This window comes from Paenibacillus ehimensis NBRC 15659 (genome assembly GCF_004000785.1).
Taxonomy (GTDB): Bacteria; Bacillota; Bacilli; order Paenibacillales; family NBRC-103111; genus Paenibacillus_G; species Paenibacillus_G ehimensis.
The window spans coordinates 69,886-85,712 of the sequence record NZ_BILX01000020.1; the positions used below are offsets into that span (position 1 = coordinate 69,886).

10 protein-coding genes are annotated in these 15,827 nt (G+C 59.1%); 3 read left to right on the forward strand and 7 right to left on the reverse strand.

Going from position 1 to position 15,827, the window contains the following annotated elements; translation table 11 throughout:
- Nucleotides 1–124: 124 nt before the first annotated feature.
- The 3 genes from PEH01S_RS14020 to PEH01S_RS14030 form a co-directional block, all read right to left on the reverse strand.
- Nucleotides 125–1,495 carry a dicarboxylate/amino acid:cation symporter gene (locus tag PEH01S_RS14020; protein WP_051570195.1) on the reverse strand — a complete coding sequence of 457 codons (1,371 nt, stop codon included), beginning with the start codon at nt 1,493–1,495 and terminating at the stop codon, nt 125–127.
- Nucleotides 1,496–1,625: 130 nt separating this feature from the next.
- Complete coding sequence (locus tag PEH01S_RS14025; protein ID WP_025845974.1) at nt 1,626–1,838, reverse strand: hypothetical protein; 213 nt, start codon at nt 1,836–1,838, stop codon at nt 1,626–1,628.
- A 28-nt stretch (nt 1,839–1,866) separates the two neighbouring features.
- Entirely contained in the window at nt 1,867–6,414 is a 4,548-nt protein-coding gene (locus PEH01S_RS14030) for a DEAD/DEAH box helicase (protein WP_127486139.1), read from the reverse strand.
- Between the two features lie 233 nt (nt 6,415–6,647).
- Between PEH01S_RS14030 and PEH01S_RS14035 the strand changes: the two genes are divergently transcribed.
- Nucleotides 6,648–7,082 (forward strand): MarR family winged helix-turn-helix transcriptional regulator, encoded by a 435-nt coding sequence (locus PEH01S_RS14035; RefSeq protein ID WP_127486141.1) that lies wholly within the window; start codon nt 6,648–6,650, stop codon nt 7,080–7,082.
- 106 nt (nt 7,083–7,188) lie between these two features.
- Here the strand turns inward: PEH01S_RS14035 and PEH01S_RS35410 are convergent, their stop codons facing one another.
- From PEH01S_RS35410 to PEH01S_RS14050, 3 genes are all read right to left on the reverse strand, one after another.
- A complete protein-coding gene (locus tag PEH01S_RS35410; protein WP_127486143.1) occupies nt 7,189–10,629 on the reverse strand; it encodes a PQQ-dependent sugar dehydrogenase in 3,441 nt (1,146 codons plus the stop codon).
- A 391-nt stretch (nt 10,630–11,020) separates the two neighbouring features.
- Nucleotides 11,021–11,575 (reverse strand): PadR family transcriptional regulator, encoded by a 555-nt coding sequence (locus PEH01S_RS14045; protein ID WP_246062921.1) that lies wholly within the window; start codon nt 11,573–11,575, stop codon nt 11,021–11,023.
- 21 nt (nt 11,576–11,596) lie between these two features.
- A complete protein-coding gene (locus PEH01S_RS14050; RefSeq protein ID WP_127486146.1) occupies nt 11,597–13,159 on the reverse strand; it encodes an MDR family MFS transporter in 1,563 nt (520 codons plus the stop codon).
- A 241-nt stretch (nt 13,160–13,400) separates the two neighbouring features.
- On the opposite strand from PEH01S_RS14050, the gene PEH01S_RS14055 reads away from it, so the two are divergent.
- Nucleotides 13,401–14,303, forward strand: a complete 903-nt coding sequence (locus tag PEH01S_RS14055; protein ID WP_025845965.1) for a LysR family transcriptional regulator — start codon at nt 13,401–13,403, stop codon at nt 14,301–14,303.
- A 9-nt stretch (nt 14,304–14,312) separates the two neighbouring features.
- Nucleotides 14,313–15,119 carry a histidinol-phosphatase gene (locus tag PEH01S_RS14060; protein WP_025845962.1) on the forward strand — a complete coding sequence of 269 codons (807 nt, stop codon included), beginning with the start codon at nt 14,313–14,315 and terminating at the stop codon, nt 15,117–15,119.
- Between the two features lie 88 nt (nt 15,120–15,207).
- Here the strand turns inward: PEH01S_RS14060 and PEH01S_RS14065 are convergent, their stop codons facing one another.
- The gene (locus PEH01S_RS14065) at nt 15,208–15,732 is read right to left on the reverse strand and encodes a hypothetical protein (RefSeq protein ID WP_127486148.1); all 525 of its coding nucleotides are present in this window, start codon (nt 15,730–15,732) and stop codon (nt 15,208–15,210) included.
- Nucleotides 15,733–15,827: the final 95 nt, after the last annotated feature.

A 15,827-nucleotide genomic window follows, 5' to 3' on the forward strand; every position in this document is an offset into this window, starting at 1 on the left:
AGCTGAGGCTAGTTAGCCCTATTTTACCATATCCGGTCTAGCGAACGGCGAAAACGAACAAACACCGCCCTTGGCGAAAGAGCGGTGCTTGCATCGGTTCATCGTATTTTATTCCAGTTTCGTATTAACCGGTGACAACGGTTTTGGACCCGCCGTTGCGCGAAGACACGTCGTAGTTTTCAAGCTCTTCGTCCACTTCGTTGTTGAACGCCTCGCGGTCGAATTCTTTCTCCGTTACGGCAACCACAAGAGAGCTGACTGTCGTACCCGATGCGTTGATGGCCGTCCGGGCCATATCGAGAATCGCGTCGATGCCGAGCACCATCGCCATCCCTTCGATCGGCAGACCGACGCTGGCCAGCACGACCGTCGTGGAGATCGAAGCCGGCCCGGGTACCCCGGCCACCCCGATGGAAGCGATCATCGCCGAGCCGACGATAAGCAGATAATGCGTGATGGTGAGATCGATGCCGAACACTTTGGCGACGAAGATCGCAACAATCGCCGGATACAAGCCGCCGCAGCCGTTCATGTTGATGGTGGCGCCCAGCGGAGCGACGAAGCTGGCGATCCGGTCGGATACTTTAAGCCGCTTCGTGATAACCTCCAGGTTGACCGGCAGCGTCGCATAGCTGCTCCGCGTCGTGAAAGCGACGGCCAGCACGGGATAAATCTTTTTCAGGAAGCGGATCGGATTGACCCGCGCCACGAACGTGACCAGGAAGCCGTAAGTCAAGACGAAGTGCAGCAAGCAAGCGATGTAAACGGCGATCACCACTTTGCCCATCGGCAGCAGCGAAGCGAGGCCGTATTTCGCAGCCATCGCCGCCATCAGCCCGAACACGCCGTAAGGCGTCAAGCGGATGATCAGCTTCGTCACGCGGAACATCACTTGGGCGAACGAATGAATCACTTCCTTGATCGGACGGACGGATTCCGGCTTACGGTTGCCTTCGATCGTAATGGCGACCGCGACGAACATGGCGAATACGATAACCGGCACAACCTTGCCGGTAGCCATCTCGTTCACCGGGTTCGCCGGCACGAGATCCATGAATACTTTCAGGAACGACGGTATTTCTCTGGCGGCAAATTTGGCATCCTGCACATAAGGAATGCCCGCGCCCGGATCGATGATCACCGCAACGACGACACCGATCGCCGCCGCGATACCGGTCGTAATCAGAAACAATGCGATCGTTTTCGTGCCGATCTTCCGAAGCATATTCGGATCGGAAACGGACGTAATGCTGGAAATGATCGTGGCCACGACGAGGGGCATGACGATCATTTTGATCAGGTTGACATAGATGGAACCGATCGTTCCGAGATCGGTCGCCTCTTTACCGAACGCCGCACCGACGACCACGCCGAGCACCATGGCGATTAATACGCGCGTCCCGAAGCCCACCTTTTTCTTGGCCGCGAAAAAAAGCAACAGCAGGACTACGACAGCCACAGCCCAGCTGGCAATATACAGGGAATTCACAATCATGCGCCTCCTCAAGAATATCCTAACAATCCCCACTCGTTTACTAGGTATTCTATGCCCATTTTCTGCGGCTGTCAACAGTATTTTATTGCTAAATGATTTACTTCGCGGACGATCCGGCGGCAAAATCCGGCTATTCTCTTAAAGCGTCTCTTAATTTCGTCGATTCGTACCGCCGGTCCGCCGACTGCGCCAGCGCTTTGCGCAGCCGTTTGTTTTCGTCCGACAGCCGCTCGATCTCAGCAATCAGCTCCAGGGCGAAGGCTTGCGCCGCCTCGCCGGATTCCCGGCTTACGGAGTCCGCCCTTTCTTTATATTCGTTCAACCGCTCTTCTATGCTTTTCATCCGGTTCCTCCTCTCCCAAAAGCAATATTTATCGCAACGAGCTGGGCCACAGGACCAGCGAAGCGCGGTCGGCCTCCGCTCCGAGCTGCCGCAGCGTCCCGGCGGCAGGCGTATCCAGCACCGGCTCCCCGTTCCACGTATCGATGACCACTTTGCGGACGCCCGGCTTCTTCAAATACGATTGCAGCACGGCCCGAAGCGTCTGCAACCGCTCTTCCTCCGGCAGCCATGCCTCTTCCGGCGCGTCAGCCAACGCGTGCAGCGTATGCATGCGCCTGCCGTTATTTTCGCACCACAATACCCACCGGCCTCCGCAGAACACGAGGTCGTTGCCCGGCTTGCGGGCAAAAGCGACGCCCGGCACGGCCGGCCATCTGACCGTCAATCCGAACGGGTTGGCGGGATCGGCGGCCGGAAGCAGCACCGTTTCGCCGCCTCCCGCTTCCCAGACCGCCTCCCGGAGACGCCCTACCGTCTCCGGCGCGGCAAACTGCATCGCCGCTATATCTTTGACCCAGAAGCCGCGGGTCAGCATCCCCCACAGCTCCAGCTGCTTCAACGAGCCGTACACGTCGTCCCAGGACCATGGCAGCAGCGTACCGGCCAGGTCCCGCGTAAGCAGGACGCTGCCGTCCAGCGCTTGCTTTACCCAAGCGCCCAGCGAATCGCCTCCGCCCGGCTGCTCCTCCGCCAGCGTCTCCAACGCATACCAGCGGCCAAGGCCGGATTGGAATTTGGCGGCGGTTTTGGCGCCCCCCTTTTTGCCGCTTCCGTTCATGCGCAGCGGCGCAAACTGGTCGTTGGAGACAAGGCCCTCCCAAGCCAGCTCGATCAAATCCGCCGTCAGCTCCGACGGGACGCTTCCCCTTTCGCGGCTGAGCGCGGACAGGAAGCTTGCGCCCTTGCGCCGGAGCAGCTCCAGCAGCGGCTGATGCTTCGAGGTCGCTTCCTGCTTGAGCAGAGGAGCGTAAAGCTCCTTCGCCTCCGCCAGGAAGAAGGCTACGCGGCCCTCCTTCTCTCCCGGCTCCTTTCGCCCGATCCAGATCACCTCGCCCGCCGCGCACAGCCGGTCGAGCGTTTCTTTGCGGTAATCGGTCAAGCGCAAAGGAAACACCGACGCCTCCCATTCCGGCAGCGGCAAAAACCAGCCTTGCAGCTTGCCGATCACGTCCCGAAGCCCTTCTTCCCCGCTGAGGCGGCTGCCCGGCAGGACGTGCTGTCCGGCCATCAAAAATTGGCAGTACCGGACCGGATCGACCGGCTCGGCCTGCTCGCGCAGCGCCCGTTCGGCTCTGCGGATCCGGCGCGCCGCCGTTTCGCGGCTCACCCACATCCGCAGCCCGTCCTCGCTTCCGCCAAGGGCCGGTTCGACCGTTCCTTCCGCGGCCCACTGCTTTACGAGATCATCGACAAGCGGCAAAGCCGCGCCGTACCGGGCGGCTAACTCTTCGGCCGTAAACGACGCACGGTGCTCCATATAACGGGTTAGCACAAACCGGGCGGCCAGCGGATCGTCCGTAAACCGCGCATATGTATCCGCTTCGTCGGAGCAGACCCAGCGCTTTTCTCCGCCGATCTCCATCAGGCGGGCCTTCCCTTCCTCTTCCAATCGGCGAAGGAGCTTGCCGATCTCTTCCGCTCGCGGCGGCGCCGCAGGTTCTGCCGAACCCGTGCCGCTTCCGCTCTCCGCCTGCTGCTGTGCCCCATCAGCGCCGCTATCGGCGGCCAGCTTCGCAATCTCCGCGGCGGTCCGGTCGCCTCTCTGCTTCAAGAGGCGCAGCAGCGTCTCCGGCTGCTCCAGCGGGGCGGCAGCCGGCCACGGCTCCTCTTTCGCAGTTGGCTGCGCCGCCTCCAGCACCGGGCTCTCGCCGAACAGCCGTCCGGCCTGCGCCCGTTCCAAGCCGAGCAGCTGGAGTTGAATATCTTTGCCGACCGTATCGGACTCGTAGATTTGAGCGCCCATGAACTCGGCCAAAAACGCCGCTGCCAGCGGCGAAGGAAACAGGCTCTCGCGCACGTTCACCTCCAGCGCCCCGGCCTCAATCTGTTCGAGCGCCTCCCGCACGCGCGGCAGGTCCAGCTCCTCCTGCAGGCAAATGCGCATCGCCTCGCCGAGAAAAGGAAACCGCTCGGCGTACGGCAGCGATTCCCGCAGCAGCTCCTCGCTGCGCAGCCGCTTCTTCCATGCCGGCGTGCGCGTAAAGCTCCGCGACAGCAGCAGCGACGTCTCGGCCAGACGGCGGAACGCCGCCCCGAACTGCGGCGACGACGGCACGGCTTCGCGCAGCAGCGCTTCGAGCCGGGCGGATGTCACGCTGCGAAGCATCGCTACGAAGCTTGCGGTCATTCCTTCGTCGGCGCCGGACAAGACGAAATGAATACCATTGTCCTTGGCATTCGCAAACAGCCGCCCGGGAAACCGCTCCTCCGCATGCTGCCGAAGCGCCAGCAGCCACGTTCGGTTAAACGTCCGGCCGAACGTGCTGTGCACGATGACATGCCACTGCTTCAGCTCGTCCCGGAACCGCTCGATGACGATGCGGCGGTGCGTCGGAACCGCCGACACGGCCTTCTGCGATCGGACCAGCGCGATCAGCTCGCCGGCCGCTCCGGCGTCCAGCCCGTAATCCCGGATCAACCAGTCCAGCGAGCTGTGCGCCTCCTCCCGTTCGAGCCGGCGCTCCAGCTCGTCCATGAACCGCCCGATATCCCGCGACAGCTCAAACGTGCGGCCCTGTCCTTCGCCCCGCCAAAACGGAATCTCGCTGAACCGGTTGCCCGCTTCGACGACGTACACCCGGTCGTTTTTGATCGATTGAATTTTCCAGGACGACGTTCCGAGCTGGAACACGTCGCCGACCCGGCTTTCGTGAATATATTCCTCGTCCAGCTCGCCGATGTGCACGCGGCTGTCCGCATGATGCACCGGGTACGCGCTGCTCTGGGGAATCGTGCCGGCCCCCATAATGGCGGCCATGGCCGTTACCCCGCGGCGGGACAGTACGCCTGTGTCGCGGTTCCAGTCCAAGAGAGGACGAACGAACGGGTAGTACCCGGACAGCACCTGCAGCACGTCCAATAACCGCTGACGCGGGAAATCCCGGTACCCGTAGCTGCCGGCCAGCACGCACGCCAGCTCGTCGATCGTCCAATCGCCCCCCGCCACCATCGCCGCGATTTGTTGGCATAAGACGTCCAGCGACTGCACCGGGATGCGGATTTCTTCGATATCGCGCTCCAGTACGCGGCGGGACAGCACCGCGCATTCCGGCAGTTGGCCGCGGCTGCGCGCCAGAATGACGCCCCGGCTGACGCCGCCGACGCTGTGTCCGGCCCGGCCGATGCGCTGAATTCCCGCTGCCGCGCTCTTCGGCGAGTCGATCTGCACCACGAGATCGATATGGCCGACGTCGATACCCAACTCCAGCGAGGACGTCGCCACGAGGCAGCGAAGCTCGCCCGCTTTGAGCGCGCGCTCCACCTCGAGCCGCTGCTCCCGGGAGACGCTGCCGTGGTGCGAGCGGGCCATTTCGTAGCCGACATGGTCGTTCAGCCGCAGCGTCAGCCGCTCGCACAGCCGCCGGTTATTGGCGAAGATCAGCACGGACCGGCTCCCCTCCATGAGCTTCGCGAGTCGTTCGGTCACCGGCCCCCAGACGGCTTCCTGCTTATCCTGCGTAATGAACGTTTGCTCCGGCATCGTGACGACAAGCTGAAGCGCTTTGTGCATCCGGCTCTCCACAATGTTCACCGGACGAGGCCGCATGGGGATGTCCGCAATTGTTTCTTTACCGGCTTCTGCGCATATACCCGTCCCGGTATCGTCCGATCCGGCTTGAGCGGTGTCAGCCCCGGTTCCCTGTATACCGACAGCTCCCGCCTCTCCGTTCGCCTCCCCCGTCTCCGCAGGCTCCCAGCCTCCGAGAAAACGGCCGACCCGCTCGATCGGCTTCTGCGTCGCCGACACGCCGATGCGCTGCGGGGAACGCCCGCACCAGGCGACGAGACGTTCAAGCGTTACCGACAAATGGAGTCCTCGGGGGCCCTCGGCCAGATCGTGAATCTCGTCCACAATCACATGGCGAACGGTCCGCAGCATGTCTCTGCCTTTCAGGGACGTCAGCAATATATACAGCGACTCCGGCGTCGTCACGAGCACGTCCGGCGGCTTCCGCAGCATCGACGCCCGGGTGCTCTGCGTCGTATCGCCCGTACGGACGCCGACAGTCAGCCCCGGCCACGGCAAGCCCGTCTCCGCCGCCGTCCGCTCCAATTGATCGATAAAGCCGACAACGTGATGGTGAATATCGTTATTGAGCGCTTTCAGCGGCGTAACGTACAGCAGCTTTACTCCCCGGACGGGTCCGTCCGCGGACTTGTCCGCCACGATCCGGTCCAAGCAAGGCAGCAGCGCCGCAAGCGTCTTGCCCGATCCCGTCGGCGCGGCAATCAAGGTATGAGCGCCCGAGCCGATCGACTCCCATGCCCGCAGCTGCACCTCCGTCGGCTCCCCGAACGTCTGCCCGAACCAGGCGGTCAGCAGCGGATGAAACCGGATTGGCGACTCCGCATTCATGTTCGTTTCCCCTTCTTCCCCTAAGCTTTTTCCTAAGCGATCTGTTCGATATCGGTATCATACCAAAAAACGAGCGCCGGCACATCCAAGCGCAATTCTCCCCTTCCCCGCCGTCCGGGCCGCTGTCTTCCATTGACACATTTTGAACTCGGTGCTACGATTCATTCGAATAAATTAAATCTAACCTATCAACACTTTAAATATCGGATTATTCGAACGAGGAGCTGAAAAGCATGGCTGATCCTATGGATCACGCGATCGAGCGGTTTGAAAAAGCTTTTTTTACAATGTTCCAAAAACTCGGACCGGGATTGGCCCTGCCTGCCGATTTGAATTTGACGGGGCCGCAGATCATGATGCTGTATACGATCGTCCGATGCGAGCCGTGCCAGGTGGGCCGGCTGGCCCAACGGATGGAAGTGACGCCTAGCGCAATTACCGTCATGATCGACCGTCTGGTGCAGAACGGGTTCGTGCATCGGAGGCACGACGAGAACGACAGGCGCGTCGTTCTTCTGGAAGCGACCGAACAAGCGCGCGAGGCGCTGCGCCGCATCCAGGCGCTCCGCTCGGAAGTGATCAACACCTACTTGTCCTACCTGGAGCCGCACGAGCTGGAGCCGTTCCTGCAAAGCTTCGAGAAAATCGCCCACAAAATGTCCGAATAACACACATAAAAGGGACCGCCCCATGAACTGCCCCCAATGGTTAGACACAGCCTAACCCCCTTGGAGGCGAGATCGTCGGAGCGGTCCTCTTTATGATTTTTGCATTTTAAAAATTCGGTACGAGCCTTATCAATTTATCCGGGGTGCCGTCGCCGTTCTTGTCGCCGTTGTTGCTTGTAATAAAGTAGAGCGAACGGTCCGGCGCTTCAATGATTTCACGGATGCGGCCGTAGGTGTTTTTATACAGGTAGCTCAGGTTGCCGATCACCGGCTTGCCGTTCTCCTCTTTCACCTGCATGCGGATGATCTGCTTGCCGACGAGGTTGGACACGAGCAAATCGCCTTTCCACGGTCCGTCAGAGACGAACGTGATGCCCGACGGCGCCCATCTTGTATTGCCGCTGTGAATGAGGGGCGGCGTGATGCCCGGCTTGTTCTGGTTGTCGCCTTCGTAATCCGGCCATCCGTAGTTGGCTCCGGGTACGATATAGTTAATTTCGTCCTTGGCGGCTTCGCCGTGCTCCGAAGAGAAGAGACGGTTCGTCCCCGGCTGCCAGGCAAGCCCTTGCGGATTGCGGTGTCCTCGCGTATACACCGGAGAGCTGGCTCCGAACGGGTTGTCGCTCGGAATCGTGCCGTCCAGATTCAAACGGAAAATTTTTCCTCCCAGGTACGTTAGCGTATCGTCCGTTTTGCCGTAGTTGCCGTTGCTGAAATACAGCTTGTTATCCGGTCCGACCTTGAGCCGTCCGCCATTGTGATAGACGGCGCCGGGCAGCTTGTCGAGCAGCACTTTGTCGAGTTTGGCCGTATTGTTGTTCTCGATCAGGCGGACAAGACGGTTTTTCACCGTATTATTGGCATCCTTGTACGTGTGATACAGATACATATAATGGTTGGTCTCAAAATTCGGATCGAGCGCAATCCCCAGCAGCCCCCCTTCGCTTTTCGGCTGGTAGTAGAACGGCGCTCCGAGCGTAATGACCGGGGTGCTCCGCAGTTGGCCGTTGACGACCACCCGGACGCGGCCGCTGTTGCGTTCGGTGAAGAAGATCCGTCCGTCCGGAGCAAACGCCAATGCCCACGGAACTTCCAGTTTGTCGGCTACAACCTGCAGCGTATAAGGGTCGGAAGAAGTCCCCGAAGTCTTCACGGAAAGCGCATTGCTCGCCGGCGATACGTTGCCCGCCAAATCTCTTGCTTTTACGGTAAAGCTGTACGCCGTGTTCGCCTTAAGCCCGCTGACGGTAAAGGTGGTCCCGGTCGTGCTGTCCGCCAGCGTCCCGTCTTTGTACACCTCGTATTTGAACACGCCCACATTGTCCGTCGACGCCGTCCAGGCCAAGGAAACGGAGGAGGAGGTTTTGCCCGGGCTGGTCAGATTGGAAGGAGCCGTCGGGCTTTGCGTATCCGGCTGTGCCGCCGTCGTCACGCTGAGCGGTGTGCTGGGTTCCGATTCGCGTCCTGCCGCATCTTTCGCTTTCACGGTAAAGCTGTACGTCGTGTTCGCCTTGAGGCCCGTCGTCTTAAAGGACGTTGCCGTCGTCGTGCTGCCGGCAAGCACGCCGTCCCGGTAAACGTCATAGCCCGTGACGGCGATATCGTCTACCGAGGCCAGCCACGTCAGACCTACGCTGGTGTCTGTTTTGCTGTCCACAGTTACATTGGTCGGGGCTGTCGGCGGATACACGTCTCCCGACGCGTTGACGTTCACTTTGCTTATCGTAGCCGTGCTGGCCGTACTAACGTTATGGCTGGTGACCGCCAGACCGAAATATACGTCGGCCCCCATGCCGAGCGTAACGCTGCCGATGTCTCCCCAGTTCATGCCGTTGTTCGAGACATAGCCTTTGATCACGTTGCCGGTCCGCTGCAGCTTCACCCAAGCGGGGCTCGAAGACGCTTGCTTGATCGATTCCGTCGTTCCTCCCGCCGCGGTCCGGTACTGGAACGTAAAGCCGTTGGACGGGGACAGGAGCAGGTCGGCGTGCTTCGCGTCGGCATTCAGGTTCTCGCGGATCATCACTCCCGCTTTCGCCCAGCCGTCCGTATTCGTCTGGGAGGTGATCAAGGCAACGATCGTCCCGTCTCCGCTCCAAGGCCGGTACACATAGCGGAATTGGTCCGAGGTGCCCCAAATATCTTTGCCGGCGCCGGATACGGTGAATACATCGGTATTCGCATCGTACAGAGCGCTGCCGGCGACGGCCGGGGAGCCGATATCCTTCGACTGCCATGGAGCCGGAACTTCACCCGGTCCCGGAGCGTTCGTCGTGACCGATAGCGGCGGGCTGGCGGCCGACTGATTGCCGGCGGCATCCTTCGCCTTGACCGTGAACGAATAGGCCGTGCTTGCGGTCAGTCCCGTTACCGTGTACGACGTTTCGGCAACGTTGGCCTGAACGAGCGCCCCGTCGCGGTAAATGTCGTAAGCGGTCACGCCGACATTATCCGTCGAAGCGGTCCAGGTCAACGTCACGGTCGTGTCCGTCTTGCCGGCCGCGCTCACGTTCGTCGGCACGGTAGGAGCCGTCGTATCGGCCTTGGTCGTTACGCTGAGCGGGCTGCTGGCGGCCGATGAGTTTCCGGCGGCGTCCTTCGCCTTGACCGTAAAGCTGTACGCCGTGCCGGGCGTCAGTCCTACGACGGAATACGAGGCGCTGAGCGGGCTTCCGACCAAGGTCCCGTCCTGGAACACATCGTAGCCCGTAACCCCGACATTGTCCGTCGAAGCGGTCCATGACAGATCAATCGTCGTTTCGGTTTGGCCCGGCGAGGTCAGACCCGTCGGTACGGAAGGCGGCGCCGTATCCGAGCCGGCCAGGCTGACGTTGGCAAAGATGGCGGTGCTCAGCTTCGAAACGTTATGGCTCGAAACGGCTAAGCCGACATAAACGCCGCTTCCCATCGAAACGCTCGTCCGGCCTACTTCCGTCCAGGCCGATCCGTCCGTGGAATAAGAGCCTTTGAACGTATTCCCGTCACGTTCAAGCTTCAGCCACGACGGGCTCGCCGAATTCGTCTTTACGCTGGCCGTCGTCCTGCCCACCTCGTTTCGGTACTGGAACGTATACAGGCCGGACGGAACGGCGGCGATATCGACGTGCTTGGCGTTCGCATCAAGCGTCTCGCGAATCATAAGTCCCGCCTTCGCGAAGTCGTTGGTATTGCCTTGCTCCGTCACTTGCGCAATGATCGCGCCGTTGCCGGTTAACGGCTGATACACGTAATGGAATTGGTCGGAGGTGCCCCAGATATCCTTCCCGGCTCCCTTAACGGTGTACACGCCCGTGCCGGCATTGAAGTCCGCGCTGCCCGCCGTCGCCGGTGACCCGATATCCTTGCTCGTCCACGGGCTGGGAACGGCTGCCAACGCTCCGATCCTTCCGCTATCGTAGACGGCGGAAGTTGTCGTTGCCGGAGCGTTGGAGTTACCCGGTTCCAGGCTGCCTTGCTGCGCCTCCTGCCCGAACCCTTGAGCCGGCATCATGAGCTGGAGCGCGAGCAGCACGGAGATCCCTAATGCTTTTGCCGCTTTACCATTCATCCTCAAATCGTGCTCCCTTCATCAAATATTGAAAAAAATAAGGCCTGCAAGCCATAGCCCCCGGTTTCCCCCACCTCCCTTCATGCGCCATCGGCTGCTTGTTTTCCCCTTGCCAATTAAAAAAGAGACGGCGACCTTAGTTTTCAGAAACTTGAACTGAACAGAAAGGTGGCGTCTCTTGTTTAAGGGGATTTCAGGCAACGTCAAGCAGAGTGAATCCATTATAAAGACCAATACCCATATATTAACATTATCATACCGTCAAAACTGTAATTTTTCTATTTCCTTTATTGATCTTTTCCTTGCCGGATATTGACAAAGATTATGAAAAAAAGAACAGGCCCCTTTCGGGCCTGTCCTTCTTTTTAAAAATCCTTTTAATATCCGCCGCCTACTCCTCCAGCGGGTTGCCGAATTCGTAGAGCCTCCCTGCCGCGGCATCCGCGGCCAGCCGCTCCAGCCAGCGCAGCTCCGTGACGGCGTGCTCCCAGCGGCCTTTCATCAAATGCAGCACGCTGCGGGGCACGGTAGGAATATGCTCCTCGTAAATGCCGTGCAGCAAGGCGACGATGCGGCGCTGCTCCTCTACCTTTTGCGCAAGAATGGCATGAATGCGCTGCGCATCTCCATGGAAGGCGAACACCAGCGCCGCATACATCGGGTGGAAGACGGTCGTGCGGCTCTCGAACTGCTCCAGCAGCAGGCGGTGAAACAGCTGCCTGCCCTCCTCCGTAATCCGGTAGACGGTGCGGTCGGGGCGGCCGCTCTCCTTCACGATTTCCGTCGCCTCGACATACCCTTCTTTATTCAACGTATCGATGGCGTAATACAGCGAGCCTTCCTGCATTTTAATGTAATGGAGCATGGCCCGCTCCTTCATTTTATGCCGCAATTCGTAGGGATGGCTGTCTCCTTCCATGAGCAGACCCAAAATGACAAGCTTCATGGACAACGGTATTCACCTGCCTTACATATGCTGCGGGGCGTGAACGCCGGAGCCCTCTTCCGGGCTGCCGCCCTCCTTGCGGGGACCTTTTGCCGGAACTTCCATTTTGGCTCTGCCCATCAGCAGGATAAAGATAAGCGCGAGCACGGCCATTACGATTGTCACTTGAAACACATACGCGATCGAATCCGCAAGACCTACCATCATTTTCTCCAGCACCGGCTTCGGAACGTTCGCCTGAAATTCCGGCGACAGCAGCGCCCTCGGATCGGCCGGCGTCGTCGCCGCACCCGCTCCGGCGGGGAGCAGCTCGGACAGACGACGACTCAACGCGGACGCTTGCATCGCGCCCAGCACCGTCAGGCCGACCGCCGAGCCGATCGAACGGAAAAAGCCGACCAGCGAGGTGACGGTGCCGCGAAACCGGAAGTCGACGTTATGCAGCGAAGAAATCGACGTCACCGGGAAGCCCGTGCCGATGCCGAGTCCCATCAGAATCATATAGAGCGTAATTTGCCAACGGGGCGTATCGATGGACACGAGGCTGAGCAGCGAGGTTGCGATCAGCAGCAGCAGGACGGAGCCGAGCATGATACCCCGGTACGACAGCTTGCCGATAAACCGTCCGCCGATCGTGCTGCTCGCAACCACGCCGAGCATCATCGGCGTCAGTACGAGACCGGCGCTTGTCGCCGACCCTTGAAATACTCCTTGAATGAACAAAGGTATGTACGTCGCCGCGGAAATCATCAGCGCCCCGTAGAAGAAACAGACGCCCATGCTGGCGGTAAACAACCGGTTGCCGAAAAGCGGAAGCGGCACGACCGGGGAAGCGGCGCGCATTTCCACCCGGATGAACAGCAGAAGGAAGACGACCGCTATAGCGAACAGACCGATGATCTGTAGCGAATCCCACGCATACTCCTTGCCTCCGAGCTCCAAACCGAACATCAGGCTCAAGATCGAAACGGTGAACACAAGCGTCCCAAGCCAATCGATTCTCTGATTCGGATTATTCGGCAGCACCGGATGATAAAACAGCGAAATGAAAATCAATGACACGATACCGAGCGGGAGATTAATGTAGAAAATCCACGTCCAATCCACGTAATCGGTGAAATAAGCGCCCGCGAGCGGTCCGAGCACGCTTGAAATGCCGAAGACGGCACCGAACAGACCTTGCATCTTACCCCGTTTCTCCGGCGGAAAAATATCGAAGATAATGGCGAACGTAATCGGCATCAGCGCTCCGCCGCCGATCCCTTGAATCGCCCGGTAGACGATCAGCTGCGTCATCGTCGTAGACGTGCCGCAAAGCGCCGAGCCGATCATGAATACAACAAGACCGAGCAGGAAAAACAGCTTCCGGCCATACATATCGCCGAGCTTCCCGAAGATCGGCATCGATACGACGTTGGCGATCAAATATGCGGAAAAGACCCATACGTACTTGTCGAGTCCTCCGAGCATCCCGATAATCGTCGGCATGGCGGTCGAGACGATCGTCTGGTCGAGCGAGGCCAGCAGCAGCCCGAGCATCAGCGCGGCGACCGTCCATGCGGTATTCGTTTTCTTCTGAACCATAAGTTGCTCCTTACTTTACCTGAGTGTATTTTTAGTGCTAAACTAAATTATACTCAAATTTGAGTAGGCGGCAAGAGCAAGTGTGATTTTTTTCTCTGGGGCGTAGTTTGCCCTAATCCTGCAAGTATCATATAATGGAATAAGTCAAGAAATTGTATTTATGCTTCATAAACAAATGATAAAATTTGCTTATTTTGAGAATGCTATTGAAAGCGTTCGCGCCCCGGTGAGGAGGAACGTTGTGAATCTTAATCAGTTGGAAACGCTCATTACGATATCCAAAACCATGAGCTTTCGCAAAGCGGGCGAAATTCTGAATCTGACCCAGCCGGCCGTATCGGCTCAAATTAAAAGTCTGGAAGATGAATTCAAAACGGTGCTGATCGACCGCAATCAGCCGGTTACGCTGACCGACAGCGGTCAAGTCTTTCTTGAGCATGCGGAGATTATTTTGCAGACGGTCGAAGATTTAAAACAGCGGCTTTCGGATTTGAACCAAACGCCGCAAGGGCATATTCACCTCGGAACGACGACTTCGATCGCGATCCAGATTTTGCCGAGGGTGCTGTCTTATTTTCAGAACCAGTTCCCCTTGATCAAAACGACCATCCATTCGATGACCACCTCGCAAATTATGCACAGCGTCGAGAACGGTACGATCGATATCGGCATCACCTACCTGTTCGACAAGCATCCCGCACTCGAAAGCTCCGTGCTTTATTACGATACGTTCGAGCTGGTCGTCTCCCCCGCACATCCGCTTGCGCGTTTCGCGCATGTGCCGATCGAGCGGCTCCATGAGCTGCCGCTGATCATGCTGTCTCCGGAAACGGCCGGACGGAGGTTCGTGGATCAAATTCTGAAGCAGCTGTATATCACCCCGCAGGTGGTGATGGAGCTGTCCAGCAGCGAGGAAGTGAAGCGGATGGTGGAGCTGAATCTCGGAGCGGCGATCATCTCGAAGCTGTCGATCCAAAGCGAGCTGCGCCTCGGGACGCTCAAGATGATCAAGGTGAACGAGCTCGAGATTAGCCATCCGGTGGGGGTGGTGTACAAATCGGGCCGTTATTTGAGCTCGGCGCTGCACCAGTTTTTGCAGGATTTGAAGGGGATGCAGGAAACTCAATTCATAGGTTCGGAGTGAGGGAACGCCATGAAATTCGATTTGCATACGCATCATGAACGGTGCGGTCACGCGACCGGAACCATCCGCGATTATATCGAAGCGGGGATCAAGAACGGCCTGCAAGTCATCGGAATTTCCGATCACTCGCCGTACTTTGCAAGCAGCGTGGACCGGGAGCAGCCCGGCATCGCGATGGCGAAGAGCGAGTTCGCCCGTTATGTGGAGGAAGTGCTGAAGCTGAGGGAGGAGTACCGCGGACGTATCGACGTTCTGCTGGGAGTCGAGTCGGACTTCTTCCCCGAGGTGGCGGACGTGTACCGCAAGGTGTACGAGCAATATCCGTTCGACTATATCATCGGGTCGGTGCATTTGTCGGGCGGCGTCAGCATCTTCAACCGGAAGCGATGGAACGGACTGACAGACCGTCAAAAGGTGGAGCAAAAGGAGCTGTATTACGATCTGATCGAGCAGTCCGCGCGCAGCGGCATGTTCCAGATTCTCGGCCACATCGACGCGATGCGCGGCTTCTATCCGGCCTTCTCCGATATTCAGACCGACGCGGTAGACCGCACGCTGCAGACCATCGCCAAGTACGATATCGCCATCGAGATCAACACCTCCGGCAAAACGAAGGATTGCGGCGGCTGGTACCCGATCGACGAAATTCTGGAGCGGGCGCTTCATTTCGGCGTTCAGGTTTCGTTCGGCTCGGACGCGCACGTCCCTTCCCGGGTCGGGGACGATTGGGACGAGGTAGCGGCAAGGCTGAAGGAAATCGGGTTCCGCGAATGGGTGTACTACAAGGAAAAACAAAAGCAGGTCGTCCCTTTATAAAGCAAGGGCAAAAAAATATCCGGCAAATTCCCCGAGAGCCGAGGAATTTGAGCCGGATATTTGTGCTTTGACGGCCGCCCGGCCGCGCTCATCTTGCGGTCCGCTTGGGTCCTGCGGCTCGTGCGGGCTTCGCATGCGCCCGGGAACGGGACTTGCGTACGGCTTTGGCCGGAAGCGGAAGGCTCTTAACCTTCGCTCCGCCGAGCAGACCGCCCAAGCTCCCGAAGCTGCCAAACAGCTTGAAAATCGGGCCGATCTGCTTAACGATGGTGAACACCTTCTGCACCTTGCCCATGGTGGAAATGATGCCATCCAGTCCTCCGAGCGCATTGAAAAACGAAAGAAAGCCCCCGCCGCCGCCACCGGCGCCTTTGGCCACCTCCGCAGCGCCTACGCCGCCGCCGGCCACGCCGTTTACGGTACGTTCAATGCTGGAGAAGCCGCCTGCTCCCCCGCCGATGCCGAACGGGCTGAACAGCCCCCGCACTTGTGCCGTGTTCATATGGGGAGCGGAATGTACCGGGCGCAGCGGGCAGGCAGCGCCTCGTCTTGCCGATTGGGCTGTGCGCGCCGAAGCTTTTTTTGGAGCAACACGATGCTTTTTATTGTTCATTCGTCGATCCCTTCCTTAGCCGAGAAACTGAATCCGACTTGTCTGATACATCAGCGTATGTCGTTTCGCCCTTCCGCGTATGGGTAGGTGGACCG

What these genes read in the sequence shown, in the direction of transcription:
- PEH01S_RS14020 (WP_051570195.1), bottom strand. Translation starts at nt 1,495, where the DNA reads ATGATTGTGAATTCCCTGTATATTGCCAGCTGGGCTGTGGCTGTCGTA.
- PEH01S_RS14025 (WP_025845974.1), bottom strand. Translation starts at nt 1,838, where the DNA reads ATGAAAAGCATAGAAGAGCGGTTGAACGAATATAAAGAAAGGGCGGAC.
- PEH01S_RS14030 (WP_127486139.1), bottom strand. Translation starts at nt 6,414, where the DNA reads ATGAATGCGGAGTCGCCAATCCGGTTTCATCCGCTGCTGACCGCCTGG.
- PEH01S_RS14035 (WP_127486141.1), top strand. Translation starts at nt 6,648, where the DNA reads ATGGCTGATCCTATGGATCACGCGATCGAGCGGTTTGAAAAAGCTTTT.
- PEH01S_RS35410 (WP_127486143.1), bottom strand. Translation starts at nt 10,629, where the DNA reads ATGAATGGTAAAGCGGCAAAAGCATTAGGGATCTCCGTGCTGCTCGCG.
- PEH01S_RS14045 (WP_246062921.1), bottom strand. Translation starts at nt 11,575, where the DNA reads ATGAAGCTTGTCATTTTGGGTCTGCTCATGGAAGGAGACAGCCATCCC.
- PEH01S_RS14050 (WP_127486146.1), bottom strand. Translation starts at nt 13,159, where the DNA reads ATGGTTCAGAAGAAAACGAATACCGCATGGACGGTCGCCGCGCTGATG.
- PEH01S_RS14060 (WP_025845962.1), top strand. Translation starts at nt 14,313, where the DNA reads ATGAAATTCGATTTGCATACGCATCATGAACGGTGCGGTCACGCGACC.
- PEH01S_RS14065 (WP_127486148.1), bottom strand. Translation starts at nt 15,732, where the DNA reads ATGAACAATAAAAAGCATCGTGTTGCTCCAAAAAAAGCTTCGGCGCGC.